The following is a 26070-nucleotide window of genomic DNA, read 5'->3' on the forward strand; positions in this document are numbered from 1 at the left end:
GTCGTGGCCTTCAAGGTGTCAGGCCCTGGGCTGAAAGCTCTCGAGCGTGCGCCGCCACAGCGCGAGCGCCTCTGCGTCGAACGGCACGGGGCTGCTGGCCGTGAGAATGAGCACGGCCTTGCCGGTGGCGTCCTGCGGCAAGAGAAACACGGCCTGGCGTTGGTGCAGCGCCTGTCCGTTCTGCTTGAACTGCGTGGCGAGCTCGATGGCGCGCAGGCTCGCAATGGCGGGCCCCACGGCGATGTCGGTGCGCGACACCTCCTTCAGCTGGCTCACCTGGCGCGTCAGGTCGTTCATCTGCCGCGTGACGAACTGCGCCAGGCTCTCCTGCGCGCGCAGCGCATCGCGGCTCACGATGAGCGTGGTGCCGGAGCCATCGGGCATGGCCAGCACGTTCATCGAGCGATCGATGCGCCCATCGTCCGGCACGTCGAACTGGCCTTCCTGGATGTGGTACTTCATCAGGCTGCTTTCTTCCGGGTTTGTTCTATGCGGGGTCGAAAGCCACGAAGGCCAGGCAGTCGGGGTTGCGCTCGGTGAAGCCGAACGACAGCCGGCCCCAGCCGAGCGTGGCCGTGAAGGTGCTCGCTTCGTCGAGCGAACGGCCGCGCGGCACGTCGATGAGTTCCAGTGCGGCGTAGCGCTGGCGCACTTCGGCCATCGGCACGCAGCGCCCCTTCAGCTCCAGCACCAGGAAGCCCTGGCTCGCGTCTTCGCGCTTGATGCGCAGGTCGATGCGCGCAAGCTCAGCGCCATCCGCAAGGCGCACCGGCGTACCTTCGAAGAACCGGAACGCGTCGCCGCCCGCGGCATGCGTGTCGCTCAAGGTGGTCGACAGCGTGCGGCCGACCTCCTGCGTGGAGAACGGCAACTGCGCCGCCAGCGCATCGATGGCCTGCCAGAGCGTCATGGTCGTGGCTTGCCGGTTCATGGATTCAGTGCTTGCCGGCATATTTCTTGTCGTAGGAGTTGCCGTAGTACTGCGTGTACTGCTCGCCGGTGGTCGATGTGGTGAGCGTGCCGTAGTACTTGCCGGCCGCTGCCCTTGCGGCCTCCCGGGTACCACCCTTCACCATGCCGTTGTAGGCCTCGTTGAAAGCTTCCACATTCGCGGGGTTCGCGCCCTGGAGGATGTCGACCTTGGCCGCGCGCCAGACTTCACGCTGCACCTGGATCTGGTTCAGTGCGGCCTCGCCCTCGGAGCTGAGCATGCTGTTGACGAACGCGGTCTTCGAGGAAATATCGGGCTTGAAGCGGTATGAATAGACCGCGTGCCCGACCTCGTGCGACAGCGAGGCGGCGGTCTTGTACGGGTCGCTCGCGTAGTCGCCGTCGATCACGATCTTCCTGACACCCGGATTGGTGTTGGCATACGAGCCTCCGCCTGCAGCGCCATAGCTGACATTCCATTTCTCGCCCTGCAAAAACTTGATCTGCCTCTGCAGCGTGGGCGACCTCGCCGCGATGGCGTCGACACCTTTGCCGAGGCCGGTGGTGACGTAGCCCGGCGGCGCGGCTGCGGGCACAGCACGCTCCGATGCCTCTGCCGACGTGGCAGCAGCCGCGGGCGTCAGGGGCACGCCGTCTTCCACCACGGCTTCCTCGCTCTGGCTGCCGATGGGCGCATCGCAGTTCAAGAAGATCTTGCTGCCGCGCTGGTCGAGCTCGCCCGTGAAGTTGACGAGGCCCTTCACGCCGTTGATGTTCACCGTGCCGTCGGCCAGCAGCACGATGGACGACTTGCCGCAGATCAGCGAGATGCTGGTCTTGCCGGTGACGAACACGTCCTGGTCGGCCGCCTGGATCACGACCGACTTGCGGCCTGTGATGTTGGCGTTGCTCTCGGTGGAGGTCATGGAGGCGTCGGTCTTCGACACCAGGTTGACGGCGCCCGCGCTGGCGTGCGAGACGATGTCGCCGCCCGACACCACGTTGACCTGCCCGCCCTCGCTCACCTGCGTGAGCATGCCGCCGGTAACGAGCTGCGTGAGCTGCGCGCCGGTGGTCAGCGTCATGGCCGAAGTGGCGCGCATCGACACGCTCTGCCCCGAGCTCACCACGATAGGCTTGGGACTGATCATGGTCTGCCCCTCGGGGCTGACGATGGAGACCACGGGCTTGTCGATCTTGCGCGAGAGGTCGAGCATCTGCTGCGCGTCGGCCATGGCGGGGTCGGGGTTGTCCGAGACGCCGGCTTCCGGCGTGCCGCCCGCGGCCAGTGCTGCCACGGCCTGCGAAACGCCGCCCGCGGCCTGCACACCCTGCACCAGGCCCATCAGCGTCTGGTTCTTGCCCTGAGCCATCGACCCGACCAGCGCCTTGGTGGCCGCGATGGCCTGGCCCGACGCCTGCATCAGCGCATTGCTCTGCGCCAGCGTGGCGCCCATGTGCTCGTGGCCGTCGGGGTTGTCGCGCGAGACGCGTTGCGCGTAGTCCTGCGTGTAGGTGGTCAACAGCAGGCCCTTGTCCGCGCGGATGGAGCCCCACTCGTTGGTGCGCAGCTCGAAGCCATAGCTGCGCTGCACGCCCGAGCCCTGGTTCATCAGGTAGCCCATGTGCAGGTGGGTGTTGCCGTGGTCGGTCGACAGCTCGATGTGCTCGGTGCCGCAGCTGTCCTCGAAGCGCAGCATGTGCTTGCCGCCGCCGCCCTTGCTCCAGTTCGTCTGGAAGCCGGTCTGCGTCTTGTGGCGCGGCAGCTCCCAAGGCGGCATCTGCGCGGCGTTGTAGACACAGCCGGTGACGATCGGATAGTCAGGGTCGCCGTTGAGAAAGTCGACGATCACCTCCTGTCCGATACGCGGGATATGCATGGCGCCGTAGTTGCTGCCAGCCCAGGTCTGCGACACGCGGATCCAGCACGACGAGTTCTCGTCGCGCCGGCCATAGCGGTCCCAATGAAACTGCACCTTGATGCGGCCGTACTCATCGGTGTGAATCTCTTCGCCCGCGGGGCCCACCACCACCGCGGTCTGCGGCCCGGTGGTGCGCGGCCTGGGCGTGACGCGCGCGGGCCGGTAGGGCGCGCTGTCGGGGAGCACCTCGAAGGTCTGGCGATAGCTGGTGCTGCTGGTCGATTCGCTGTAGGCCGCGTCCGCCGCGCCGACCACGCGCAGCGCGTTCTCCTGGAAGTCGTAGGTCACGGCCTCGATCAGGTAGCGGCGGTTGTCCTCGGCGTTCGGATGGCGCGCCAGCTCGAACAGGTAGCCCGGTGCCATGTGGCGCAGGTTGCCTTCGGCACTCACCAGTTCGCGGCGCCCGGCGAGCTGCTCCAGCCGCAGGCGTGCATAGTTCTCGCCGTCACCCAGCTCGGTGTAGCCGCCGGGCCAGTCGTAGATCTCGAAGTCGTCGCGGCTGTGGCCGGCCGGCTGCTGGCGCACTGTGTCGATCTCGGCGTTGGGCTTCTTGAAGTCGTAGTCGTCAGCGGCGAAGTTGCCCGAAGCGATGTCTTCCGAATGGCTCCAGCTGTCGATGAAGTCCTGCTCGAGGATCTGCGCGGCCAGCACCCCCGCGTGGTACGGCACCTTCACCGGACCGCTGGGCAGGGGGGCGTGCGAATCCGCGCCGTCGCACAGCACCAGCTGATGGCTGCCCTGCGCGTGCGAGAAGAAGTAGTAGATGCCCTCCTGCTCCATGAGCCGGCTGACGAAGTTGAAGTCGCTCTCCGAGTACTGCACGCAGTAGTCCCAGGTGCGGTAGTTGCCGCTCAGGCGCGCGTCGATGGCATAGCCGTAGGGCGCGAGCACCTCCTGCAGGATCTGCGGTGCCGTCTTGAACTGGAAGATCTTGAAGTCGGAGCGACGCGTGGCGTACCACAGCCAGGGGCGCAGCGTGGCCTCGTACACGCACATGTCGCCGTCGTCCTTGCCCACGTAGGCAAAGCGCGTGACCTGTCCACTCAGGAAGCGCTTGCCGGCGCCGCCGAGTTCCGTGGCGAGGTTCACCTCGATGCTCATGTCCTCCCCCAGCATGCGCTTGGGCTGGATGTTGGGCATGTCGCTGATGAGCCGCACGCGATGCTCGAACAGTGCGGAGATGCGCTCCTGTCCCGTCATCGAGCGGAACTTCAGGCGCTCGCCCAACACGCTGTGGGCGATGAAGCTACGGGTCATTCCTGGAAGGCTCCCTGGTCAATGCGAGCCCGGCGCGTGCCGCAGAAGCGTGCAACGCGCCCGGCAAAGGGAACTCATGCTTCCTTGTTTTCCTTGATGTTCCAGCCCAACACCGTCTCGGCGCCCTTGCCGCCCTTGTCGGTCTGTTCCCAGTACTGCTGCTTCACCTTCGCGGCCTGGAAGGCGTACTGCACGAACACGGCGTCTGAACCCTGCTCGGCCGTGTACTGCACCGAGGTGACCAGCACTTCTTCGAGCGTGACGCGGGTGTATTCGATCTGCGAACCGCCGGCCTTGCACACCGACACTTCCACCTTGCTCAGGTGCTTGCCGCTGGCGCAGTTCTTGAGCACCGAAGGCGCCGCCTTGTCGATGCGCGCGAGCACCTGCAGGTCGTTGAAGCTGGCCTTGCCAACCCCGCCGCCGCCGCCGCTGACCATGTTTCCAGGCTGCGTTGCTCCCCACGCAAACGACTTGATGTCCGTCCACTCCTTGTGGTTCGAGTCCTTCGATTCGCCGTTTGCGCCTTCAACGCGCATGAACATGTCTACTGCCATGAGATCAACTCCCTCAGAAATTTCGTGCCCATCGAGGACACCGTGGAACCAGCCGCCCTCCAGTTGCAGGAGGACGGCAGCGAATCGCAACCGGATGGCGCCAGCGCTGGTGACACAGCGGGGGTCGCCCCATCTTTCAGGCGCAACGCTTTCGCATTACATCGCGCCTTCGAATCCATTCGTGCCCACTTTCCATTCGATCAAATCGAAACAAGTACGCAACGGAAGGCCCGATTTTTAACAAACTTTTCCTGCTTTATCGATCTGTTGCACGGATCTTTTTTTGTCTATTTCTTCAGAAAACGTCCGAAACAAAACAATAAGTTTTAAACCGCCCCATCTCTCGAAGATGCAATGAGCCAAAGGGTCTGAGAGGTGTTGGCGGTCCGCGCTACATCGGATTCGCAAGGCACGTACCTTAAGCGAGGCACCTGCGCACGACCAGTGCCAAACGGCATGCGGAGAAAGAACTACAGACACTGCCTGCACGATGCGCTGATCGATTCGAACAAGAAAGATCAATAAAAAAGCCCGTCATCGACACGATGACGGGCTTGGGTTGGAGCAGCGCTGCAGAGCAATCACGTGCCGGCTCTCGCCTCGTGGAGCCACCTTGCCACCAAGGCCGGCACCACGTCGGTGGCCTTGCCTTGCAGGAAGGTGAATCCGTGCGGCACGTCTTCCATGTCGAGCGCAACCAGCACCTTCTGCGCAGAGCGATCCGCGTACCGCACCAGCGATGCCGCAGGGTTGACGGTGAGCGACGTGCCCACCACCAGCACGCGCGCCGCGGTGGCCACATGCAGCTCAGCTTCGTCGAAGTGCTGCACCGCTTCGCCAAACCACACGATGTCAGGCCGCAGTTGCGTGCCGTCCTCGCACAACTGGCCCATGGCAATGGGTTCGCCGTCGATGCGGTAGCGCCTGGGTTCAGGCTCCGACGTGCCGCGCGCATATGCGAGTTGCCCGTGCACGTGCAGCACGTTGCTTGAACCCGCACGCTCGTGCAGCGCGTCGACGTTCTGCGTGACGATCACGACTTCATACGCCGACTCGAGCGACGCAATGGCAAGGTGCGCGGCGTTCGGCTGCGCCTGCCACGCCTTCGCTCGCCGCTCGTTGTAGAAGGCCAGCACCGCCTCGGGGTGCTTTCGCCAGCCTTCAGGGCTTGCGAGCTCCTGCCACGAGTAGGTGTTCCACAGGCCCTTGGCATCGCGGAACGTGGGCAGGCCGCTTTCGGCACTCACGCCCGAGCCCGAGAGCACGACGATCTTGTTCGGTTGGACTTCGGGTTTCATGCTTCGCTGCTCCTTTGGCGTTTGCGTTCGATCGAGTATGGCGTTCCGCAGGGGAGTCGAACCCCTGGCTTCCTCCTGGACAGGGAGGCACTCTGGCCACTGAGTTAGCGGAACGAAAGAGAAAGAAGAGCTGGCAGACCCTCAAGGATTCGAACCTTGGATGCCGGGATCAAAACCCGGTGCCTTGGACCACTAGGCGAAGGGCCGGTAAGGAATGGCGCGCGCGGAAGGAGTCGAACCTTCAACCGTTGTGTTTGGAGTCCAGTGCTCTGCCAGTTGAGCTACACACGCGTGGAAAAAAAAGACGAAGAAAAAGAGATGGTCTGAGTGGCAGGATTTGAACCTGCAGCCTCCTGCTTCCAAGGCAGGCCGTCTACCAGATTGACACTACACCCAGAGAAAATTTGGTGCCCCAGGGGAGACTCGAACTCCCAGAATTCCGCTTCTAAGGCGGACACGTCTACCAATTGCGTCACCAGGGCTGAATGAAAAATGTGAGAGGCGACGATCCGTTCCAGTGGCCGGTCTCACCTCGGTGCTTGCGAATTTTTAAAGAGCGTTCACGAGGCCGAAGCCCGATGTCATGCAGCACGATCGCTGCTTGAGAAATGAGTGAGAAGAAAAACAAAGAGGCCCGGAACCTTGCGGTTTCCGGGCCTCTTTTCGAGAGAGCTTGGGAGGTCTGCGCCTATGCGCTTCCTCCACCCGGTTGCACCTGATCCTCGTAATCGCACGACCACAGATTGGTCTGCGGCTTCTGCATGGAATACGGGGACTGATCGAGCTGCTGCGACGACGGCAGCAGACCAAAGCTGAGGCCGGCATGCGATGCGACGCGCACGAACACATTGCCCGATGCGGGGCAAGTGCTGTAGATGCGGATCTGTGCGGCTTTCACGATGTGTGTCCTGTTGGCGTTGACTGGGTTTGGACTGTAAATAGTCTTTACACAATCGTCAACTGCCTCGATCAACTTTTTTTCAAGTACCGTTGCGGCAACGCACCCCCTCCCCTTCACCTCCAGGAGCCCGCATGGCGTCTTCGACCCTCGCAGCCCATCCGCACTACGACCGCCTGATCGCAGCTGCGCGCAACCTGCCTCCGTTGCGCGTTGCAGTGGTCCACCCCGCCAACGCTGTGTCGCTCGAAGCAGCACTCTCCTCTGCGGCACTGGGCCTTATCGCTCCTACGCTGGTCGGCCCGCGTACAAAGATCGAAGCCGCGGCGCGCGAGATAGGCGCCGACATCTCCGGCATCGCCATCGTCGACGCACCGCACAGCCATGCCGCAGCCGATGCCGCCGTCGCGATGGCACTGCGCGGCGAGGTCGACGCATTGATGAAGGGTAGCCTTCACACCGACGAACTGATGGGCGCAGTCGTGCGCCGCGAAGGCGGCCTGCGCACCTCGCGCCGCATCAGTCATTGCTTTGTGATGGACATACCCGGGCACGCGCAGCCACTGATCATTTCGGACGCGGCCATCAACATCGCGCCCACGCTCGAAGAGAAGGTCGACATCGTGCAGAACGCCATCGATCTCGCGCATGCGCTGCAGATGCCGGCGGTGCGCGTGGCCGTTCTCTCGGCAACTGAAACCGTCAATCCGAAAGTACCGTCAACGCTCGATGCCGCAGTGCTGTGCAAGATGGCCGACCGCGGCCAGATCACCGGCGCGGTGCTCGACGGTCCGCTCGCGATGGACAACGCCATCGACGCCGAGGCCGCGCGCATCAAGGGCATCACCTCGCCGGTAGCGGGCCGCGCCAATGTGCTCATCGTGCCCGACCTGGACGCGGGCAACATGCTCGCCAAGAGCCTCACTTTTCTCGGTGGCGCCTATGCAGCGGGCATCGTGCTGGGCACGAAGGTGCCGGTGATCCTCACGAGCCGCGCCGATTCCGAACCCGCACGACTCGCCTCTTGCGCCGTCGCGTCCATGCTGGCGAAGGCAGGACGCGACAAGCTCATCAAGGCGGTCGGCTGAGCAGCCAGGGTCAGCGCGCGCCGGCCACGATCGCAATCCCCCGGATCTGCCCTGCCTCCACAGCACGCTCCGGCTTCGGATAGCGCGCCGGTGCAAACCGGTGCAGCAACTCAGCCTCCCGCAGCTTCGCGGCTTCGAGGTTCGCGAGCTTGACGTGGCCGAAGCCGCGAATCGACAGCGGCAACGCAGCAATGCGCGCGGCCGTTGCCTGATTGCCGGCCGACAACTCGCCAGCCATGGCTTCGAGCAAGCCATCGAAATGCACGATCAACTCACGCTCTGCGCGCCGCTCGCCAGTGCGCCCGAACGGATCGAAAGCCGTACCGCGCAGCCGCTTGCCAAGCGCCAGCCATCGCATCGCAGACAGCATCCAGCCGCCGATGCGGATCTTGGCGGGTGCCTGCCCGTGCGCCCCACGAGAAACCAGCGGCGGCGCCATGTGGAATTCGAGCTTCAACTCGCCTTCGAACTGCTCCTTCAGCTTCTGCATGAATGCGCCGTCTGTGTACAGGCGCGCCACCTCGTACTCGTCCTTGTAGCTCATGAGCTTGAGCAGGCTGCGCGCAGCATTGCGCGTGAATGGCAGGCTCGCATCGCCACCGGGCAGTGCCGCCTCGTGTGCCTGCAGGCTGCGGATGCGTGTCTCGAAGCGTGCCGCCCATGCGGCGTTCTGGTAGCCGGTCAGATGGCGGCGTGCATCGGCGAGCAGCGTCTCGAGCGGGCGCTCGTCGGTCGTTGATGCATGCGCATCGACAGGCGCAGCGCGCAACTGATCCAACGCCGCAGGGTCACCCGCAGCAAGCCGCCCCAGCGAGAACGCCGACTGGTTGGCCGCCACCGCCACGCCGTTCAGCTCGATCGCATGCATCAGCGCCTCCAGGCTCAGCGGCACCAGTCCGCGCTGCCATGCGTAGCCGGTTGCGACGATGTTCGCCGCCAGCGTGTCGCCCAGGAACTCTTCAGCCAGGCTTTGCGCGTCGAAAGTCTCGACCTGCTCTTCGCCGGCAACGAAGCGCATCTTCTCCAGCAGCAGATCCACATGCAGATCCGCATCGGGGTTGCGCAACGACTCGGCCACCGGAATCTCGTGGATGTTTGCCAGCACGCGCGTGCGTCCGTGTCGCACGGTCTGCAGCGCATCGGCCGACGCACCTACGACCACGTCGCAGGCCAGGATTGCATCGGCCTGTTGCGTGTCGATGCGCACCTGATGGAGCCGCTCGCGCGAATCGGCCAGCCGCACGAAGCTCAGCACCGAGCCGCCCTTCTGCGCGAAGCCCATGAAGTCGAGCACGCTCGCGGCCTTGGCTTCCAGGTGCGCCGCCATGGCGATCACCGCGCCGACCGTCACCACGCCAGTGCCGCCCACGCCGGTCACGAGCAGGTCGTAGGGGCCGGTCCACACATGCTCCGCCGGATGCGGCAATGCGGCCACCCGATGCAGGAAGGCATCGCGCCCGGCCGCCAGCGCGCCGCTCTTGCGGCGCAACTTGCCGCCCGTCACTCCCACGAAGCTGGGGCAGAAGCCTTTGGCGCAGGAGTAGTCCTTGTTGCAGCTGGTCTGGTCGATCTTGCGCTTGCGGCCCATCGACGTTTCGTGCGGCAGCACGGCCACGCAGTTGCTTTGCACGGTGCAGTCGCCGCAGCCTTCGCACACCGCATCGTTGATGAACAGGCGCTTGGGCGGGTCGGCCAGTTCGCCCTTCTTGCGGCGGCGGCGCTTCTCGGCCGCGCAGGTCTGTTCGTAGATGAGCACCGTCACGCCAGGCATCTCGCGCAGGCGGCGCTGCACGTCGTCGAGCGCGGCGCGGTCGTGGAACTCGGTGCCTTTCGGAAAGCGGTCCTTGATGTCGTCGTACTTGCCGATTTCGTCGCTGACGACGACGACCTTGCGCACCCCTTCCGACTCGACCTGCCGCGCGATGGCATCCACGCTGATGACGCCATCGACCGGCTGCCCGCCAGTCATCGCCACCGCGTCGTTGAACAGGATCTTGTAGGTAAGCGTTGCCTTGGCCGCCACGGCCTGCCGGATCGCGAGGTAGCCCGAGTGGTAGTACGTGCCGTCGCCCAGGTTCTGGAACACGTGCGGCGTCTTGGTGAACATCGCGTGCGAGATCCAGTCGACGCCCTCCCCGCCCATCTGGATCAGCCCCGCCGTGCTGCGGTCCATCCAGTTGGCCATGAAGTGGCAGCCGATGCCGGCGCGCGCCGTCGAACCTTCGGGCACCTTGGTGCTGGTGTTGTGCGGGCAGCCGGCGCAGAAATACGGCACGCGCTTGACCGCATCGCTTGCGTTGCCGAGCAGCTCGGGCGGCGTGAAGTCGCGCACGTGCTGCAGGTGGTCGCCCAGGTCGTGGTTGTCGGGAAAGTGCACGGCCAGCCAGTGCGCGACCAGCTCGATGAGCCGTGACGGGCGCAGCTCGCCGAGCGCCGACACCAGCGGCTGGCCATCTCGATCGTGCTTGCCCACGAGCACTGGTCGCGCTTCGGGCGGTGCGTTGTAGAAGATGTCGCGCAGCTGCGTCTCGACCACTGCGCCCTTCTCCTCGACGATGAGGATCTCTTCGAGCCCCTGCGCAAAAGCCTTGATGCGCGTCTGCTCGACCGGAAAGCTCAGGCCTATCTTGTAGAGCCGCACACCAGCGCGCGCCAGTTGCTCCGGCGAGAGTTCGAGCCGGCGCAGCACCTCCATCAGGTCGTGATGCGCCTTGCCGCAGGTGACGATGCCCACCTTTGCGTGCGGGCTCACGATCACATCGCGGTCGATGCTGTTGCGCTTGGTGAAAGCAGCCACGGCCGCGAGCTTGTCTTCGAGCCGCGATTCGATGCGCAGCGACGGCAGGTCGGGCCAGCGGTAATGCAGGCCGTCCGGCGGCGCGCGGTGGCCGGTGGCAGCGCTCACGGTGTCGGCGTCTTCCCATGCCTCGACGCGCTCGTTGATCACGTCCAGGTCGACGGTGCCGGCGCTTTCGACCACTTCAGACAGCGCCGCCATGCCGACCCAGGCACCCGAGTAGCGTGACAGCTCGTAGCCGTACAGGCCGAACTCCAGGTACTCGGCCACGCACGAGGGCTGCATCACCGGCATGCGCCAGGCCATGAAGGCATGGTCGCTCTGGTGCGGCATCGACGACGACACGCAGCCGTGGTCGTCGCCCGCCACCACCAGCACGCCGCCGTGCGGCGACGAGCCATACGCATTGCCGTGCTTGAGGGCGTCGCCAGCGCGGTCCACGCCCGGCCCCTTGCCGTACCACATGGCAAACACGCCTTCGACGGTGCGCCCCGGGTCCGACTCGACGCGCTGCGTGCCCAGCACCTGCGTGGCCGCCAGCTCTTCGTTGACGGCCGGCACAAAGCGGATGCCCGTTTCCTTGAAGCGCTCGCCGGCCTTCCAGATGGCCTGGTCGACCATGCCCAGCGGCGAGCCGCGGTAGCCGCTGACGAAGCCCTGCGTGTGCAGGCCGCGCTGCGCGTCGCGCCGGCCCTGCATCACCAGCACGCGGATCAGCGCCTGCGTGCCGGTGATGAAGACCGAGCCCGAAGGGGCCCAGAGGTTGTCGGAGAGCTGGTAGCCGGGCCGTCTGAGTGCGGCTGTGTCATGTGGGGCGTTCATGCCCGGAATTGTTCTGCGACACACCAGGGAAGTGCTTCTTCAATACACTGGCGCAGACCCTTGTTTGAAGAATAATCTTCTCGGAATTTGCCATGAACGTCGATTCTCTTTCCCTTGACGAGCATTGCCTCAAGATCCTTTCTGCACTGCAGCACGATGGCCGCCAGACGGTGCAGCAGATTTCAGACACCATCGGCCTGTCGCCCACGCCCTGCTGGAAGCGCATAAAAGACATGGAAACAGCCGGCGTCATCCGCGGCTACACGGCACTGGTCGACCCCGAACTGGTGGGCCTGCACGTGTCTGCCGTGGCCGAGGTGAACCTCGACCGCCACAGCGAGGCGATGGTGCAGCGCTTCGAAGAAGCCGTGGCCGCGAGCCCGCAGATCATTCGCTGCGTGTCGGCCACCGGGCCCGCGGACTACATCCTGAACGTGACCGTGCCGGACATGAAGCACTACGAGCGCTTCCTGCACGAGGTGCTGTTCAGCCTGCCAGGCGTGACGCACGTGCGTTCGAGCATCGTGCTGCGCGAGATCAAGTCGGAAACGGCGCTGCCGCTCGACCACCTGCTGCCGGGCACGCCGGGCAAGCCTCGCGCGACGGGGGGCCGGCGAAGCTGAGGCCGGGCCGTGTGGAGAATGCCGGCATCCGCAGCAACGAAGACGTCCTGACCATGCCCTCACCAAAGACGACCGCCTTCTTCCCCCGCCTCGCGCTCGCCGCGCTGGTTCTTTCTTCTGCCGGTGCCGTCGCCTTCGCGGCCACGCCGACCGCGACCGCGGCACCAGCGACTGCGCAAAGCGCAGCCAAGGCCGTACCAGGCGCTCCGGTGCCCGCAGGCTCGCCGCAGCAGACCGGCCCGGTCCACTTCCAGTTCGCCATCTACTACGCCAAGACCCCGGCCACCGACCCGATGGCCGCGTTGCGCGGCCGGCTCGCCAAGCTCGGCGGCAGCCCGAAGCTGCTGAAGGCGGCACCCACGCCAGCGACGGCCACCGAGCCTGTGGTCTTCGCGAACTGGAACACCACCACTGTGCTCAAGGAGTACCGCGCGCCGAGCATGGAAATGCTGCAGCGCTTCGGCCGCGGCATCTCGCGCGAGCAGGCCGAAGCCCTGCAGACCGCGGACAAGGCACTCATCATCGATTTCGCGCACCCGGCGCAGCAGTCTTCGGCCGCGATGCAGAAAGCCTTGCAGCTCACACTGCAAGTGGCGCGCGACACCAACGGCCTGCTGTGGGACGAAGAAACGCGCGAGGTCTTTTCGCCCGACGAATGGCAGAAGCGCCGCATCGACACCTGGGCCGGCGGCGTGCCCGACATGTCGCAGCACACGACCATTCATGCCTACCGCAGCGGCGACCTCGTGCGGGCCATCACGCTCGGCATGTCGAAGTTCGGGTTGCCCGACGTGGTGGTGAGCGATTTCTCGTGGTCGAGCAACCGCCCAATGGGCAATCTCGTCAACATGTTCTCGCAGGCAATGGTCGAAGGCGCCACGCTGGCGCAGCCCGGCCAGTACGACCTGGACCTGCGCGCACTCAAGCACGCTGCCGCGCGCGACCCGCAGCTCACGCACCTGAAGCCCAATGCCGCAGCGGTGGCAAAGCTCTCGCTGGTCAACGGCACGTGGGAAAGCGGCGATCCGCAGAACCGGCTGTACGAGATCCGCTTCGATCGCTACAAGGGCCCCGACCGCTATGCGCAGCAGACCGCAATGCTGGTCTCGGTCTTCGGTGCTGACGAAGACAGCGTCACGCGGCTCAAGCACAACGACGAACTGCTCGCCGCCAGCAAGGCGGCCAACGCGCAGTTGCCCAAGCTGCGCGACGCCTTCGCCAAGGGCCTGCAGCCCGGCGAATACATTCTCGTGAAGGCACCCTTCACCACGCGCAGCGGCAGCAACGAATGGATGTGGGTCGAAGTCGCGCGCTGGAACGGCGACGTCATCGAAGGCCTGCTGAAGAACGAACCGGTCGAGGTGCCGAACCTGCACGCGGGCCAGATGGTGAAGGTGTCGCAAGCCAAGGTGTTCGACTACATGCGCCGCTACGCGGACGGTCGAGAGGAAGGCAACGAGACCTCCAAGATCATCGCGCGCATGCAGAATCCGAAAAAGTAAGAGGATCGATCACCGAGGCCCTCCAATGCACATTCGCGAACTCGCCAGCGGCCTGCAGTTTCCCGAAGGCCCGATCGCCATGGACGATGGCTCGGTGCTGCTCGTCGAGATCGCGCGTGGCACGCTCACCCGCGTGCGTGCCGATGGCTTGGTGCAGGTGGTTGCCGACCTCGGCGGCGGCCCGAATGGCGCGGCCATCGGGCCCGATGGCGCGGTCTATGTCTGCAACAACGGTGGCTTCAAGTGGCACACCGAAGCGGATGGCTGCTTGCGGCCGGTCGGCCAGGCCGAAGACTATTCGGGCGGCCGCATCGAACGCGTGAACCTCGCCACCGGCCGCGCCGAGCGCCTGTACGACGCAGTCGAAGGCGGCGCACTGTGTGGCCCCAACGACATCGTGTTCGACGCACAGGGCGGCTTCTACTTCACCGACCTGGGCAAGGTGCGCGAGCGCGACATGGACCGCGGTGGCCTCTTCTACGGCCATGCCGACGGCGCCGCCGCAGGCACCATTGCACGGCCGGTGATGACGCCCAACGGCATCGCCCTTTCGCCGGACGGCAACACGCTCTACTACGCCGAGACCGAGGGCGCCCGCGTCTGGGCCTTCGACATCACCGCGCCGGGCCGCGTTCGCAAGGACGGCTGGCCCTCGCCGCACGGCGGCCGCATGCTCTGCGCCTCGCCGGGCGGGCACTACCAGCGCTTCGATTCGATGGCGGTCGACGCACTCGGCAACCTGTGCGTGGCGACGCTGCTGCACGGCGGCATCAGCATCGTGTCGCCCGATGGCAGCACCGTCGAGCACATACCGCTGCCCGATCGCTATACCACCAACATCTGCTTCGGCGGGCGCGACCGGCGCACGGCCTACGTCACGCTCTCGGGCAGCGGGAGGCTGATTGCCATCGATGACTGGCCGACGCCCGGGCTCACGTTGAACTTCGAAGCCTAAGCAAAGGGAATGGCCGTATTCGGCGCGGGCACGACGCCGTCGGCAAACAGTTGCTCGATCTCGAGCGCGGTGAATCCGAGCGATTCCAGGACGCAGACGGCGTCTGAATTGAAAGGCCGAGGACTCGCGCCCGGCGAGCCTGGCGTGCCGTGCAACCGGACAGGAAGACCGATTCCCTTGTAGTCATCGCGAGCGACCACCATCTCGCGATGCTTTGCGTGAGGCTGGGCAAAGGCCTCCGACACCGAATGCACCGGCGCCGCGGGCACCCCCGCCGCCATCAACGCATCGCACAGCGTCTTGCGCGCGCGGTGGCAGATGGCGTGTTCGATCTCGACCCGAAGGGCATCCCGATGCTGCAGACGCCCAGCGTTGTCGGCGAAGCGTTCGTCCACCGCAAGGTCAGGTCGTTCGACCACGCCGCAGAAGCGCTCGAACTGGCCACGGTTCATGATCCCGAGAAAGATCTCGCCGTCGCCGCACGTGAAGCGGTCGTAGGGCGCAATGTTGGGATGGGCGCTGCCGAGCAGACCCGGCTCCTGATGCGATTGAAAGTAGTTGGCCGCATGCGGGACCAGCAGGCTCAGCGCCGCATCGAACAGCGTAGCCTCCACGTGCTGCCCTTGGCCCGAGACGTTGCGGCCTTGCAGCGCAAGCAGGATGCCCGACAGCGCGGTGTAGGCGGTGAGGTGGTCGACGATGGGCACGCCGATCCGTGTCGGGCCACTCGCCTGTTCGCCATTGACGCTCATGAGTCCGCACAGCGCCTGCAGCACCGCGTCATAGCCGGGCAGCCCACCCAGAGGGCCGTCTGCGCCAAAGCCGCTGATGCTGCAGTGGATGAGGCGCGGGAAGCGCTCCTTGATCCACCCTTCGTAAGAAATTCCCCATTTTTCCAGCGTACCGGGCAGAAAGTTCTCGATCAGGACGTCGGCCTCCTCGAGCAACCGTTCGAGGACCCGCCGTCCCGGCGGCTTCGAAAGATCGATGCTGATGCACTGCTTGCCCCGGTTTATCGCGCTGAAGTAGGACGCGTCACCGTGCCGGTCGAAGGGCGGCCCGAGCGTGCGGGTGTCGTCACCACCGGGCGGCTCCACCTTGATCACATGCGCGCCGTGATCCGCGAGCATTTGCGAGCACATCGGCCCCGCCAGCACGCGCGACAGATCCACTACCCGAATGCCGCTGAGCGCACCACGCATCGTTTGTCTTCCTTGTTGGCCTTTTTTTGTTTCCGGCCGCAAATACTAGCCGCGGCTGGGCAATTCAACCACGCCGGAACCGAGCACGGAGAGCTCATCGTCCTGGTTGCGCGCTTCCTGCTCGATCTCGACCAGATGCTTGCCGTCCTCGACGTACTTGCGCTTCACATGACCCTTGATGAACAGCATGTCGCCCTCGGGGTTGTGGCGGCGGATCTTGCAGCTGGCCTTGCGCAGGAAGCCGTCGTCGCCCATCCAGTTCGTCAGGTGATGCGTGAGCCAGGAAGTGCGCTCCGGGCCGTAGTCGTAGGCGCCTGGCGCGCCCACTTCAAGCGCGAAGTCTTCTTCCCAATGCACGCGCTCGGGCACGTCGGGAATGCCGAAGCGGTTGGTAATGCCCACGCCGGGATGCGCGTCGATCAGCTTCCAGGCCATCTTGTTGGCACGGATATACAGGCCGCCCCAGCCCTGCGCATAGGCGATGAAGCCGGTCACGGTCATCGGGCCCTTGAACATCACAGGCAGCGCCTCGCCTTCGACCACGTCTTCCCAGTAGCGCGGGGCCGCGCCGCGCACTTCCTCGTTGCGATAGAGCTTGAAGGCCTCCTGGATCTCCTCGGGCGAGTACTGCCGGGGCGTGCGTGCGCGCACTTCCTTGTACTTCGTGCCCTGCTCCCGGGCATGATCGCGCTCGGTGCGGAAGCACCAGCTGTCGGCCTCGGACACCTTGTCGCCCTTCTGGTTGTAGAAGTCGACGTGATAGATCTGCTGGACCGCGCGGCCCGCGAAACGCGTCTGGTGCTCGACCAGGTCCTTGAGGTAGGCCTCGGTGCGGATCTCATCATTGCGCAGTACAGGCTTGTGCCAGGTCCAGTCGGCACCCGACCACATCGCATGCACACCCGGCAGGCCACCCACATAGCCCGACACGATCCGGCTGGTCGAGAACAGGAAGCTCGGAAGTGCCACGACGCTGCCGTACCTCGTCTTTGCGGCATAGGCTGGATCGCACCAGAGCGGGTTGTCGTCGCCGATGCCGTGTGCGTAATGGCGAATGTTGTCGCGCGTGGCTTCGTAGCACCATGGCTCCTGGGTGTTTTCGATCTTCTGGCCGATGCGCTCGCGCAATTCGTCCAGGCCGCGCTCGGTGATCTTCGGGAAGGTTCTTTCGCTTTGCACAGACATCGTTGGTCTCCTGGTGGTTGTAGATGAGAGGGTTGGGGAATAAAGGGGTCAGACGCTCGCGGGCTGCCGCTCGCGGTCTCGCAGGACCTTGCGATGCACCTTGCCGGCGGGTGTCTTGGGAAGGTCCGACACGAAGACCACGTGGCGCGGATACTCGTGCTGGCTCAGTCGGCTGCGCACGAGGTCCTGGATTTCCTTGGTGAAGGCATCACTGCCCTCGCGTTCCGTGACGACAAAGGCCTTCACCACCTGGCCCCGGAGTTCGTCGGCTACGCCAATCGCAGCGGCCTCGCGCACGTCGGGGTGTTTGAGCACCGCGTCTTCGATCTCCACCGCGCTCATGGTCCAGCCCGCGGAGATGATCACGTCGTCGGCCCGGCCAGCGTGAAAGAAGTAGCCGTCCTGGTCGACCTTGCCCAGGTCCTTGGTGGGCACCCAGGCGTCGTTGCGCCAGATCTTGAGTTCGCCCACGACACCCGGTGCACATGTCTTGCCTTCCGGGTCCTGAACATCGACCCGCCCTCCGGGGATGGGCTTGCCGAGCGAACCGGGCTTCACCTTGAAATCCGCAGCGCCGGGGTAGTTCACGAGAATCACGCCGATCTCGGTGGTGCCGTACATGCTGCACACGGGCCGCCCGAAAGTGGCGCGGACGAAATCTTCTGTTTCGCTGTCCATCGGCTCGCCGGTGAAGGAAACCTTTTCCAGGTAGTACTTGTATTTGTCCGCGGCACCTGAGTTGCGCATCATCCGGAAGTGCGTTGCCGCGGCCGAAATGTTGTTGAAGCGGCCGTGTTGCAGGGCCTTGAGCAGCCGTGCCGCATCGAACTTTCCGGAGTAGGCGCCGATGGTCACCCCGAGCGCCAGCGGCGCCAGCGTGCCGTGCCAGAGCCCATGCCCCCATGCGGGAGACGACGGGCAGAAAAAGCGGTCACCGGGCCGGACGCCGGTGCCGTAGAGCGCCGCCAGCATCAACGTGACGAGTGCGCGCTGCTTGTGCTTGACGGCCGCCGGCAATTCGCGGGTGGTGCCGGACGTGTACTGGAATATCGCGTAGTCCTCGGCCGTTGTCCGAACCTCGAAGGTGTCGGGGAACGCACTCAGGCTCTGCACGAAGCCGCCATCAGCCACGAGCACCTCGACACCGTCGATGCCTTGGGACACCGGCGCCTTCTCGGCATTGGTCACGAGAATTTTCGGCTTGCAGTCTTCCACGCGCAGGCGAATGCCGTCCGGGCCAAAGAGCGTAAAGAGCGGCACGGCGATCGCGCCCGTCTTGATCGCGCCGAAGATCGCCACGTAGAAGGCCAGCGAGGGCTCGAGCATGACCGCGACGCGATCGCCGGGCTGGACGCCACGCGCCACCAGCAGATTGGCGAAGCGATTCGACAGGCGCGACAGCGCCTTGAACGTGATGACCTCTTCGCTGCCATTCGCATACGCCACCACGATGGCCACCTTTCCTTCGCTCGCATGGCGGTCGACGCACTCGTAGGCGATGTTGAACGACTGCCGGTCGCCGTCGAAAAGCGCCCAGAGCGTCTCCGTCGAGCAATGCGACTGTGCGTCTGAGAAGGAGGTGTAGTCGGTCAGGTGGGTCATCAGTTCAGGTCCTCTTGCGATGCCTGAACTATGCGACTCACGATGTTTCATTGTCAAATACGACTCTGTTTTGTATATAGACAAAACCTCAGATTCAGTTGCGGTAGAAAGAAGACCTTCGACATCCTCCAACGAACACCTCTCATGCCATGGAAGAACCCATCGATCCATTCGAGAACCTTGCCGCTGCAGGCTGGCGTCGCATCCGCACAGCCGGTGCCTTCATGTCGACCGCCGGACCGCTGTGGACCAGGCGAGAAGGCACGAGCTGGGTCTACGCCGTCTGGTCGACCGACGCTCATCTGAACCCGGCGGGTGTCGTGCACGGTGGCCTTCTGGCCACCTTGACCGATCACGCGATCAGCACCGTGGCCTGGGAGGCCGCCTCACGCATGCCCTGCATGACGGTGCAGCTGGACACGCAATTTCTGGCGCCGGTAGCAGCCGGCGTGCTCGTGGAAGCTCGAGCGCAGCTGGTGCGCCGCACCTCGAGCCTGCTGTTCATGCGCGGCCAGCTGCGGGCTGCGGGTCAGGAGGTTCTGGTCGCGCAGGCGCTCATGAAAGTGCAAAAATTAATTTTGTCTTAGTACAAATTTGCATCTTCTTTGACAATTACATCCGCGACTTTGATACTTGATTCAACCCGTCCGACCGTGGTGTGCCATCGAATCACAACACTCCGAACGGAGGCCAGGCCTGTGACACAGACCCGAAAAAGGGCGTCAGGCCCGGACCGACGATGCCTTCACAGGAGACAAAAATGAGACTTTGGAAACTGCTCGCCACGGGCTGCGCAATCGCTCTTTGTTCGCACGGTGCTCCGGCACAGACCTACCCCGCCAAGCCGATCCGGATCATCGTGGCCTACCAGGCCGGGCAAGGCACGGACATCGCCACGCGCTATCTGGGCAATCTGCTGGCCAAAGAGCTGGGGCAACCGGTCATCGTCGACAACCGGCCGGGCGCCGGTGGCAATCTCGGCACCGAGCTTGCCGCCGACGCGCCGCCCGACGGCTACACGCTCACGATGGGGACCAATGCCACGCATGCGGTCAACCAGTACCTTTATGCCGGCCAGCGCATCAAGACGGAGAAGGACTTCGAACCGATCGTTCTGACGGGCAGCTTTCCGATGGTGCTGGTTGTGAACGCCAAGTCGCCGATGCGATCCATCGGCGATCTGGTGAGTGCGCTCAAGAGCGACCCTCGCTCCGCGGACATCGCGACACCGAGCACGAGCGCCCGCCTGGTCATCGAACTGCTCAAGGAGCGCTCCAGGCTCCAGATCTTCCAGGTGCCGTACAAGGGCTCCGGCAGTGCGATGACCGATGTGCTCGGCGGGCAGTTGCCGCTGCTGATCGATACCCCCACTGCATTGCGCTCGCAGCTGCAGGCAGGCCACGTGCGCGCTCTGGCCGTCACCTCTGCGGTGCCGAGCGCGCTCGTCCCGGGCATCAAGCCGGTGGCGGAACAGGGCTATGCGGGATTCGAGGTCATCGCATGGAACGCGCTCTTCGCGCCACACGGCACGCCTTCGGCCACGCTGGACGTGTTGAACGAAGCAATGAACCGGATTCTCAAGAAGCCCGAGACCCGCCAGCAATTGCTGGAGTACGGTTTCGACCCGGGCGGCGGCACGCGCCAGCAGCTCGCCGAGTTCGTGCAGAGCGAGCGCCGAAAGTGGGAGCCGATCATCAAGACGTCGGGAATGAAGGCGGACTAGGACCGATGGACACCATGACTGCGCTGACCGACCCTCTCGCCGCTATCGGGAACACCTGGGCTGGCCTGGTTCGCCGCGCGCCTTCTGGGATAAGCTTGCGCCCGCCAATCGCAAGCCCCATGAAGTCCAGTTCCTCTTCCGCCTCGAAGCCAACGAAAACAGGCGCCAAGCCCACCAAGCCCGTGCGTGTCAGGCCGGTGCCCGGCGTCACGCGGGCCATCGCGATCCTGCGACTTCTCGGGCGCTCCGCGCATGCGATGGGCGTCAAGGCCATTGCCGATGAACTCGAACTCGTCCCCAGCACCTGCCTGCATATTCTTCGTGCACTCATCGTTGAAGACCTGGTCAAGATCGACAGCGACACCAAGCGCTACTCGCTGGGAACCGGCATGTTGAGCCTGGCCCGCAGCGCAATCGAAAGCAGCAGCTTCGCCAGCCTCGCACAACCAGTACTCGACGTTCTGGCCAACGAGTGGAACGTAACGATGATCGGCGTCGAAACCCATGACATGGAGCCGATGGTCGTGCTGGCCTTGTCGCGCTCCAACGCTCCCTTCCGCCTGCACGTGGATGTCGGCAGTCGTTTCCCTGCGCTGGTCAGTGCCACGGGGCGCCTGGTGGCGGCCTTCAGCAGCGAGACGTGGCCGCAGATCGAAAAGCGTTTCAAGGCCCTGCGATGGGACAAGCCAATCGATCTTGCCACCTGGAAGCGCGAGGTCGAGCAGGTCCGCAAGCGCGGCTTCAGCATCGATCGCGGCTACTACATGAGCGGCGTGACGGTGATTGCCGTGCCGCTGCTCGATGCCTCCGGGCGGGTAGCGCACACACTTGTCGCCACTGGCCTGTCTGACAAGTTGGCCGGTGCGGCCGGCACCGCTCTGGCCTTGGCCATGAAGAAGGAAGCAGATGCGCTGTCGACGCTGCTTCCATCACGCAGGTAAGCAGGCCTGCCTTCTCGGGCCGAGCGTGATCACGCTGTTGCTCGCTAAGACACCACCTGGTAGTACAGGTTCTGCGGGTGTTTCGCCTGCGCGAAGAAGAACCAGCGCTCGGCCAGCAGGCCCGGTGCCTGCACCAGCACCGCGAGCAACCACGGCAACACCGCTGCACTCGCAAGGCCCCACACCAAAAGCAACGCCGGCAACACGAAGGCCAGCAGCAGAAACCCGAGCTTCATGTTCTTCAGCGCAGCCAGCGATGCGCCATGAAAGAACTCGCGCGTGTTGAACGAACCGGCCGACATGCCCATCGACTTCTGAACCAGCTTCTGCGTGCGAATGCCAGTGGCGGACTGCAGCGTCGATTTGTGGCGGATGCCCGCGTTGCGCCGAAGCGCCTGCCCGCGCGCGGCCCACGCTGCCAGCGTAGCAACCAGCGCGCACGGCCCGAAGACCTCCACGAAGCGCGCCTCGCCGCTCAAGGCCGCCATTGCACAGGCCAGCACCAGCCCCGACGACAACCCGATCAGCGTGAAGTTGACGATAGTCAGCGGATGCGCCCATTCCTCGATGAAGCGCAGGCAGGCATAGATCATCGCGGTGCAGTACCAGAGCGCGACGGCCCCGCACAGCACCAGCACGGGCAGCAGCCACGACCACGGCGCGCCGATACCCAGCATCAGCGACAACCACCACAGCCCCACCAGCGCGATGAAGGCTGGCAGCACGATCACTTCGCGCGACATCCACGAAGTGCGCCACATCAGCACTGCACGCCACGCACGAGTCTTGCGCCCCAGATGCATGAACGATGCGGCAAGCCCGGCCACGAGCAGCACTTCGGCAACACCAAGCGCCAACGTCAGGAAGCCGGGTGCCAACGCAAGGCCGAACAGCGCTGCAAGTGCGAGCGTGAAGACCAGCCCCTGAGCCGCGCCGGCCAGCGTGGTGAAGAAAAGAATCGAGAACGCGGGATGCATCCGGCTACTCCCGCGCGTCCGTTGCCTGCGTGGCTTGCGTGATGTGACGCGGCAGGTACTGGTTGGCCGGGCTGGTCTCCCACTCGGGCATCAGTTGGTAGCCACCGCGCTCGCGGATGGCCTTCGACACTTCGGAGTCCGGGTCCTTCACGTCGCCGAAGATGCGCGCGCCCGTGGGGCAGGCCTTCACGCAGGCCGGCTTGCGGTCTTCCTTCGGCAGTTGCTCGTCGTAGATGCGGTCCACGCACAGCGTGCACTTGGTCATGACCTGGCGCTCTTCGTCGAGCTCGCGTGCGCCGTAGGGGCAGGCCCATGCGCAGTACTTGCAGCCGATGCACTTGTCGTAGTCGACCAGCACGATGCCGTCTTCCTTGCGCTTGTAGCTCGCACCTGTGGGGCACACGGGCACGCAGGGCGGGTCTTCGCAGTGCAGGCAGCTCTTGGGGAAGTGGATGGTTTCAGTGACCGGGAAGGCGCCGGCCTCGTAGGTCTGCACGCGGTTGAAGAAGGTGCCGGTGGGGTTGGCGGCATAGGGCCGCTCGTCGGCGAGCGGGCCTGCGCTGCCGGAGGTGTTCCATTGCTTGCACGAGGTGACGCAGGCGTGGCAGCCGACACAGACGTTGAGATCGATGACGAGGGCGAGTTGCTTGGCGAGTGTTTCGCCCTGTGCCGCACGCACTGTGTTGCTCCCTCTCCCGCTGGCGGGAGAGGGTTGGGGTGAGGGTGCAGCGGCCTTCATGGCGGCAAGGTATCCAGCTCCAGCGCCGCCGCCCTCACCCCAGCCCTCTCCCGCTTGCGGGAGAGGGGGCAAGACCGGAGCCGACGACATCAGGTCCTTCAACCACTGCATCATTTCTTCCCCCTCCCCGCAAAGTACGTCAACACGCTCGCCGCCTTGCCCAGCACCCCGGGCACCGCCGGCATGCTCGCGATCTGCGGGTAGCTCTCTTCGGGCTCACCCGGTTCGGCCGGCCGTATGCGCACGCGCACGTCGTACCAGCCGGCCTGCCCGGTGATCGGGTCGGAGTTGCTGATGGTCCCGCTCGCAGTGCCGGCGCAGGGCAGCTCCTCGCTGATCAGGTGGTTCAGCAGAAAGCCCTTGCGCGCCTCGTCCGCTCCAGGCGCCAGCTGCCATGCGCCGTCCGCCTTGCCGATGGCATTCCACGTCCACACAGTGCCAGGCTCCACCGCCTCGCTGTAGCGCAGCATGCAGCGCACCTTGCCCCAGCGGCTCTCGACCCAGCACCAGCCGCCATCGGCAATGCCAGCGGCCTGCGCGGTCAGCGGATTCACGTGCAGGTAGTTGTGGCTGTGTATCTGCCGCAGCCACGCGTTCTGCGAGTCCCACGAGTGGTACATCGCCATCGGCCGCTGCGTGAGCGCATTGAGCGGGTAGGCATCGAGATCGGTCGCAGCCTCTTCGAGCGGCGCATACCAGAACGGCAGCGGGTCGAAGTATTTGTCGATGCGCTCACGCAGCGCATCGGGCGGCTGCCGCCCCGCGCTCTTGCCCTGTGCCGCAAGGCGAAAGCTCTGCAGCGTGTCGGAGTACAGCGCCAGCTGCACCGGGTCGTTGCGCTGGCGCCAGCCCTTGTCTTTTGCAAAGTCCAGGTATTCCCGGTTCCAGTTGCGCATGTAGTGCATGGTCTCGGGCATGTGGTACTGGAACACGCAGTTGTTCTGCGCATACGCTTCCCACTGCTTCGGATTGGGCGCGCCGCGCAGGTGCTCGGTGCCGTCCTTGCCGCGCCAGCCCATGAGAAAACCGATGCCCGGCTGCGGCTCGAAGTTGACGACGAAGTCGGGGTAGCCCGTGAACTTGCGCACCCCCTCCGGCGTGGTGAAAGCCGGAAACTTCAGCCGCGAGGCCAGCTCGATCAACACCTCCTGAAAGGGCCTGCACTCCCCCGTCGGCGGCACCACCGGCACGCGCACCGAGTCCACCGGCCCATCGAACTCGGAGATCGGCCGGTCGAGCATGCCCATCACGTCGTGGCGTTCGAGGTACGTGGTGTCGGGCAGCACCAGGTCGGCAAAGGCCACGGTCTCGCTCTGGAAGGCGTCGCACACCACGAGGAAGGGAATCATGTGCTCGCCCTTCTCGTCCTTGCGGTTGAGCATCTCGCGCACCGCCATCGTGTTCATGCTGGAGTTCCACGCCATGTTGGCCATGAAGATCAGCAGCGTGTCGATGCGGTACGGGTCGCCTTTAGCCGCATTGGTGATCACGTTGTGCATGAGTCCATGCGCCGACAACGGGTGCTCCCACGAAAACGCATGGTCGATGCGGATCGGCGAACCATCGGGGTTGATCGCCAGCTCTTCCGGGCTGGCCGGAAAACCCAGCGGTGCCGCATTGAGCGGCGTGTTCGGCTGGATCATTCCGGGGTCGTTGAAGGCCCGGTAGTTCGGCACGATGTGACGCGGATACGGCGCCTTGTGCCTGAAGCCGCCCGGTGCGTCGATGGTGCCGAGCACGCTCATCAGCACGGCCAGCGCACGCACGGTCTGGAAGCCGTTGGAGTGCGCCGCCAGCCCGCGCATCGCATGGAAGGCCACGGGGCGCGCCTGCGTGGTGGCGTGGTGCTTGCCCCATGCATCGGTCCACGGAATGGGCAGCTCGAAGGCCTGCTGCAGCGCCGTCTCGCCCATCTCGCGCGCCAGCTTGCGAATGCGCGCCGCGTCGATGCCGGTGATGGCCTGCGCCCACTCGGGCGTGCAGCTCGCTACCCGCTCGCGCAGCAGCTGGAATGAAGGCGCGACGCGCGTACCGTCGGCCAGCGTGTAGTGGCCTTCGAGCGCCGGATCGCAGCCGTCGGCAATGCCTTCGGGATACGCGGGCATCACCGTGCCGCTGGCCTTGTCCCACACCAGCTTGTTGTGCGGGTTACGGCCGTCGCCCGGTGGGCCGCGTTCAGGGTCGAAGGCAAACAAGCCTTCGCGCTCGCAGTTGTCGAGCACCACGAGCTGCGGTGCGTTGGTAAAGCGCTTGAGGAAGGCGTGGTCCACAAGCTCGTTGGCTATCAGCTCATGCAGCAGCGCCATGAACAGCGCGCCGTCGGTCCCCGGCTTGATCGGAATCCACTCGTCGGCAATCGCCGAATAGCCCGTGCGCACCGGATTGATCGAAATGAAGCGACCGCCAGCCCGCTTGAACTTGCTGATCGCGATCTTCATCGGATTGCTGTGATGATCTTCGGCAGTGCCGATCATCACGAACAGCTTGGCGCGCTCCAGGTCGGGCCCACCGAATTCCCAGAAGCTGCCGCCGATGGTGTAGATCATTCCCGCGGCCATGTTGACCGAGCAGAAGCCGCCGTGCGCCGCGTAGTTGGGCGTGCCGAACTGCCGCGCGAACAGGCCCGTGAGTGCCTGCATCTGGTCGCGCCCCGTGAACAGCGCGAACTTCTTCGGGTCGGTCGCGCGGATCTTGCCGAGCCGCTCGGTGAGCATGTCGTAGGCGCGCTCCCAGCTGATGGGCTCGAACTCGCCGGCTCCGCGCTCGCTGCCGGCCTTGCGCAGCAGCGGCTGCGTGATACGTGCCGGCGACACCTGCTTCATGATTCCCGACGAGCCCTTGGCGCAGATCACGCCCTGGTTCAGCGGATGGTTCGGGTTGCCGTCGATGTAGCGAACCTCGGGACCCTTTTCGCCTTCACGCAGGTGCACGCGAATGCCGCAGCGGCAGGCGCACATGTAGCAGGTGGTGGTCTTGACCGTGGTGTCGGCCGTGGGCGTGGGCGCGACCAGCGGGTCGTGCACCGGCTCGCGAGACAGGAAGCTGAACACTG

At 64.9% G+C, this 26070-nt stretch carries 21 protein-coding genes and 5 tRNA genes; 8 read left to right on the forward strand and 18 right to left on the reverse strand.

Annotated features, from left to right (window positions below; all coding sequences use genetic code 11):
- Positions 1–18: 18 nt before the first annotated feature.
- The 4 genes from ACTG4X_RS24380 to ACTG4X_RS24395 all read right to left on the reverse strand — a co-directional run bounded on the left by ACTG4X_RS24380 (position 19) and on the right by ACTG4X_RS24395 (position 4666).
- The gene (locus ACTG4X_RS24380; protein ID WP_093060049.1) at positions 19–462 is read right to left on the reverse strand and encodes a DcrB-related protein; all 444 of its coding nucleotides are present in this window, start codon (positions 460–462) and stop codon (positions 19–21) included.
- A 25-nt stretch (positions 463–487) separates the two neighbouring features.
- Positions 488–931, reverse strand: a complete 444-nt coding sequence (locus tag ACTG4X_RS24385; RefSeq protein WP_440532109.1) for a hypothetical protein — start codon at positions 929–931, stop codon at positions 488–490.
- 4 nt (positions 932–935) lie between these two features.
- The gene (locus tag ACTG4X_RS24390; protein WP_440532110.1) at positions 936–4109 is read right to left on the reverse strand and encodes a type VI secretion system Vgr family protein; all 3174 of its coding nucleotides are present in this window, start codon (positions 4107–4109) and stop codon (positions 936–938) included.
- A 74-nt stretch (positions 4110–4183) separates the two neighbouring features.
- A complete protein-coding gene (locus ACTG4X_RS24395; RefSeq protein WP_097198611.1) occupies positions 4184–4666 on the reverse strand; it encodes an Hcp family type VI secretion system effector in 483 nt (160 codons plus the stop codon).
- A gap of 42 nt (positions 4667–4708) precedes the next feature.
- Between ACTG4X_RS24395 and ACTG4X_RS24400 the strand changes: the two genes are divergently transcribed.
- Positions 4709–4996 (forward strand): hypothetical protein, encoded by a 288-nt coding sequence (locus ACTG4X_RS24400; protein WP_440532111.1) that lies wholly within the window; start codon positions 4709–4711, stop codon positions 4994–4996.
- Between the two features lie 251 nt (positions 4997–5247).
- Here the strand turns inward: ACTG4X_RS24400 and ACTG4X_RS24405 are convergent, their stop codons facing one another.
- From ACTG4X_RS24405 to ACTG4X_RS24435, 7 genes are all read right to left on the reverse strand, one after another.
- Positions 5248–5964, reverse strand: a complete 717-nt coding sequence (locus tag ACTG4X_RS24405; RefSeq protein ID WP_093059532.1) for an SIR2 family NAD-dependent protein deacylase — start codon at positions 5962–5964, stop codon at positions 5248–5250.
- A 38-nt stretch (positions 5965–6002) separates the two neighbouring features.
- A tRNA-Asp gene (locus ACTG4X_RS24410) sits at positions 6003–6078 on the reverse strand.
- A gap of 17 nt (positions 6079–6095) precedes the next feature.
- Positions 6096–6171: transfer RNA gene (locus tag ACTG4X_RS24415), tRNA-Gln, on the reverse strand.
- An 8-nt stretch (positions 6172–6179) separates the two neighbouring features.
- A tRNA-OTHER gene (locus tag ACTG4X_RS24420) sits at positions 6180–6255 on the reverse strand.
- Between the two features lie 28 nt (positions 6256–6283).
- Positions 6284–6361 (reverse strand) — tRNA-Pro (locus ACTG4X_RS24425).
- An 8-nt stretch (positions 6362–6369) separates the two neighbouring features.
- A tRNA-Leu gene (locus tag ACTG4X_RS24430) sits at positions 6370–6446 on the reverse strand.
- A gap of 206 nt (positions 6447–6652) precedes the next feature.
- A complete protein-coding gene (locus ACTG4X_RS24435) occupies positions 6653–6862 on the reverse strand; it encodes a hypothetical protein (RefSeq protein ID WP_435468067.1) in 210 nt (69 codons plus the stop codon).
- 134 nt (positions 6863–6996) lie between these two features.
- Here ACTG4X_RS24435 and ACTG4X_RS24440 point away from each other — a divergent pair, with 134 nt between their 5' ends.
- Positions 6997–7950: a phosphate acetyltransferase gene (locus ACTG4X_RS24440; RefSeq protein ID WP_093082132.1), complete on the forward strand. Its 954-nt coding sequence runs from the start codon at positions 6997–6999 to the stop codon at positions 7948–7950.
- 10 nt (positions 7951–7960) lie between these two features.
- On the opposite strand, the gene ACTG4X_RS24445 is transcribed toward ACTG4X_RS24440, so the two are convergent.
- Positions 7961–11569, reverse strand: a complete 3609-nt coding sequence (locus ACTG4X_RS24445) for an indolepyruvate ferredoxin oxidoreductase family protein (protein ID WP_440532112.1) — start codon at positions 11567–11569, stop codon at positions 7961–7963.
- A 92-nt stretch (positions 11570–11661) separates the two neighbouring features.
- Between ACTG4X_RS24445 and ACTG4X_RS24450 the strand changes: the two genes are divergently transcribed.
- Genes ACTG4X_RS24450 through ACTG4X_RS24460 form a run of 3 tightly spaced genes read left to right on the forward strand, consistent with a single transcriptional unit; the run spans position 11662 to position 14649 of the window.
- Positions 11662–12192 carry an Lrp/AsnC family transcriptional regulator gene (locus ACTG4X_RS24450; protein WP_093059524.1) on the forward strand — a complete coding sequence of 177 codons (531 nt, stop codon included), beginning with the start codon at positions 11662–11664 and terminating at the stop codon, positions 12190–12192.
- Positions 12193–12245: 53 nt separating this feature from the next.
- Entirely contained in the window at positions 12246–13694 is a 1449-nt protein-coding gene (locus tag ACTG4X_RS24455) for a DUF2314 domain-containing protein (RefSeq protein WP_440532113.1), read from the forward strand.
- Positions 13695–13719: 25 nt separating this feature from the next.
- Complete coding sequence (locus ACTG4X_RS24460; RefSeq protein WP_440532114.1) at positions 13720–14649, forward strand: SMP-30/gluconolactonase/LRE family protein; 930 nt, start codon at positions 13720–13722, stop codon at positions 14647–14649.
- On the opposite strand, the gene ACTG4X_RS24465 is transcribed toward ACTG4X_RS24460, so the two are convergent.
- Genes ACTG4X_RS24465 through ACTG4X_RS24475 form a run of 3 tightly spaced genes read right to left on the reverse strand, consistent with a single transcriptional unit; the run spans position 14646 to position 18638 of the window.
- On the reverse strand, positions 14646–15851 hold the full coding sequence (locus ACTG4X_RS24465; protein ID WP_440532115.1) for a CaiB/BaiF CoA transferase family protein: 1206 nt from the start codon (positions 15849–15851) through the stop codon (positions 14646–14648). The two genes, ACTG4X_RS24460 and ACTG4X_RS24465, sit on opposite strands and share 4 nt — an antisense overlap.
- A 45-nt stretch (positions 15852–15896) precedes the next feature.
- A complete protein-coding gene (locus ACTG4X_RS24470) occupies positions 15897–17036 on the reverse strand; it encodes an FAS1-like dehydratase domain-containing protein (RefSeq protein WP_440532116.1) in 1140 nt (379 codons plus the stop codon).
- 48 nt (positions 17037–17084) lie between these two features.
- Positions 17085–18638 (reverse strand): acyl-CoA synthetase, encoded by a 1554-nt coding sequence (locus tag ACTG4X_RS24475; protein ID WP_093059514.1) that lies wholly within the window; start codon positions 18636–18638, stop codon positions 17085–17087.
- Between the two features lie 149 nt (positions 18639–18787).
- On the opposite strand from ACTG4X_RS24475, the gene ACTG4X_RS24480 reads away from it, so the two are divergent.
- The 3 genes from ACTG4X_RS24480 (at position 18788) to ACTG4X_RS24490 (ending at position 21302) form a co-directional block, all read left to right on the forward strand.
- Positions 18788–19225 (forward strand): PaaI family thioesterase, encoded by a 438-nt coding sequence (locus ACTG4X_RS24480; protein WP_440532117.1) that lies wholly within the window; start codon positions 18788–18790, stop codon positions 19223–19225.
- Positions 19226–19398: 173 nt separating this feature from the next.
- The gene (locus tag ACTG4X_RS24485; RefSeq protein WP_440532118.1) at positions 19399–20361 is read left to right on the forward strand and encodes a Bug family tripartite tricarboxylate transporter substrate binding protein; all 963 of its coding nucleotides are present in this window, start codon (positions 19399–19401) and stop codon (positions 20359–20361) included.
- A gap of 5 nt (positions 20362–20366) precedes the next feature.
- Positions 20367–21302 (forward strand): IclR family transcriptional regulator, encoded by a 936-nt coding sequence (locus ACTG4X_RS24490; protein ID WP_426389562.1) that lies wholly within the window; start codon positions 20367–20369, stop codon positions 21300–21302.
- A 44-nt stretch (positions 21303–21346) separates the two neighbouring features.
- Here the strand turns inward: ACTG4X_RS24490 and ACTG4X_RS24495 are convergent, their stop codons facing one another.
- Genes ACTG4X_RS24495 through ACTG4X_RS24505 form a run of 3 tightly spaced genes read right to left on the reverse strand, consistent with a single transcriptional unit; the run spans position 21347 to position 26068 of the window.
- On the reverse strand, positions 21347–22279 hold the full coding sequence (locus ACTG4X_RS24495; RefSeq protein ID WP_440532119.1) for a dimethyl sulfoxide reductase anchor subunit family protein: 933 nt from the start codon (positions 22277–22279) through the stop codon (positions 21347–21349).
- Positions 22280–22283: 4 nt separating this feature from the next.
- Complete coding sequence (locus tag ACTG4X_RS24500; protein WP_440532120.1) at positions 22284–23132, reverse strand: 4Fe-4S dicluster domain-containing protein; 849 nt, start codon at positions 23130–23132, stop codon at positions 22284–22286.
- On the reverse strand, positions 23129–26068 hold the full coding sequence (locus ACTG4X_RS24505; protein WP_440532121.1) for a molybdopterin-dependent oxidoreductase: 2940 nt from the start codon (positions 26066–26068) through the stop codon (positions 23129–23131). Before ACTG4X_RS24505 ends, ACTG4X_RS24500 begins: the two co-directional genes overlap by 4 nt.
- Between the last annotated feature and the right edge of the window lie 2 nt (positions 26069–26070).

The sequence above is a fragment of the Variovorax sp. YR566 genome, assembly GCF_051992195.1.
Classification (GTDB): Bacteria; Pseudomonadota; Gammaproteobacteria; order Burkholderiales; family Burkholderiaceae_C; genus Variovorax.

Coding starts and splice junctions, on each gene's coding strand:
- ACTG4X_RS24380 (WP_093060049.1), bottom strand. CDS start 462: ATGAAGTACCACATCCAGGAAGGCCAGTTCGACGTGCCGGACGATGGG.
- ACTG4X_RS24385 (WP_440532109.1), bottom strand. CDS start 931: ATGAACCGGCAAGCCACGACCATGACGCTCTGGCAGGCCATCGATGCG.
- ACTG4X_RS24390 (WP_440532110.1), bottom strand. CDS start 4,109: ATGACCCGTAGCTTCATCGCCCACAGCGTGTTGGGCGAGCGCCTGAAG.
- ACTG4X_RS24395 (WP_097198611.1), bottom strand. CDS start 4,666: ATGGCAGTAGACATGTTCATGCGCGTTGAAGGCGCAAACGGCGAATCG.
- ACTG4X_RS24405 (WP_093059532.1), bottom strand. CDS start 5,964: ATGAAACCCGAAGTCCAACCGAACAAGATCGTCGTGCTCTCGGGCTCG.
- ACTG4X_RS24440 (WP_093082132.1), top strand. CDS start 6,997: ATGGCGTCTTCGACCCTCGCAGCCCATCCGCACTACGACCGCCTGATC.
- ACTG4X_RS24445 (WP_440532112.1), bottom strand. CDS start 11,569: ATGAACGCCCCACATGACACAGCCGCACTCAGACGGCCCGGCTACCAG.
- ACTG4X_RS24450 (WP_093059524.1), top strand. CDS start 11,662: ATGAACGTCGATTCTCTTTCCCTTGACGAGCATTGCCTCAAGATCCTT.
- ACTG4X_RS24455 (WP_440532113.1), top strand. CDS start 12,246: ATGCCCTCACCAAAGACGACCGCCTTCTTCCCCCGCCTCGCGCTCGCC.
- ACTG4X_RS24460 (WP_440532114.1), top strand. CDS start 13,720: ATGCACATTCGCGAACTCGCCAGCGGCCTGCAGTTTCCCGAAGGCCCG.
- ACTG4X_RS24465 (WP_440532115.1), bottom strand. CDS start 15,851: ATGCGTGGTGCGCTCAGCGGCATTCGGGTAGTGGATCTGTCGCGCGTG.
- ACTG4X_RS24470 (WP_440532116.1), bottom strand. CDS start 17,036: ATGTCTGTGCAAAGCGAAAGAACCTTCCCGAAGATCACCGAGCGCGGC.
- ACTG4X_RS24475 (WP_093059514.1), bottom strand. CDS start 18,638: ATGACCCACCTGACCGACTACACCTCCTTCTCAGACGCACAGTCGCAT.
- ACTG4X_RS24480 (WP_440532117.1), top strand. CDS start 18,788: ATGGAAGAACCCATCGATCCATTCGAGAACCTTGCCGCTGCAGGCTGG.
- ACTG4X_RS24485 (WP_440532118.1), top strand. CDS start 19,399: ATGAGACTTTGGAAACTGCTCGCCACGGGCTGCGCAATCGCTCTTTGT.
- ACTG4X_RS24490 (WP_426389562.1), top strand. CDS start 20,367: ATGGACACCATGACTGCGCTGACCGACCCTCTCGCCGCTATCGGGAAC.
- ACTG4X_RS24495 (WP_440532119.1), bottom strand. CDS start 22,279: ATGCATCCCGCGTTCTCGATTCTTTTCTTCACCACGCTGGCCGGCGCG.
- ACTG4X_RS24500 (WP_440532120.1), bottom strand. CDS start 23,132: ATGATGCAGTGGTTGAAGGACCTGATGTCGTCGGCTCCGGTCTTGCCC.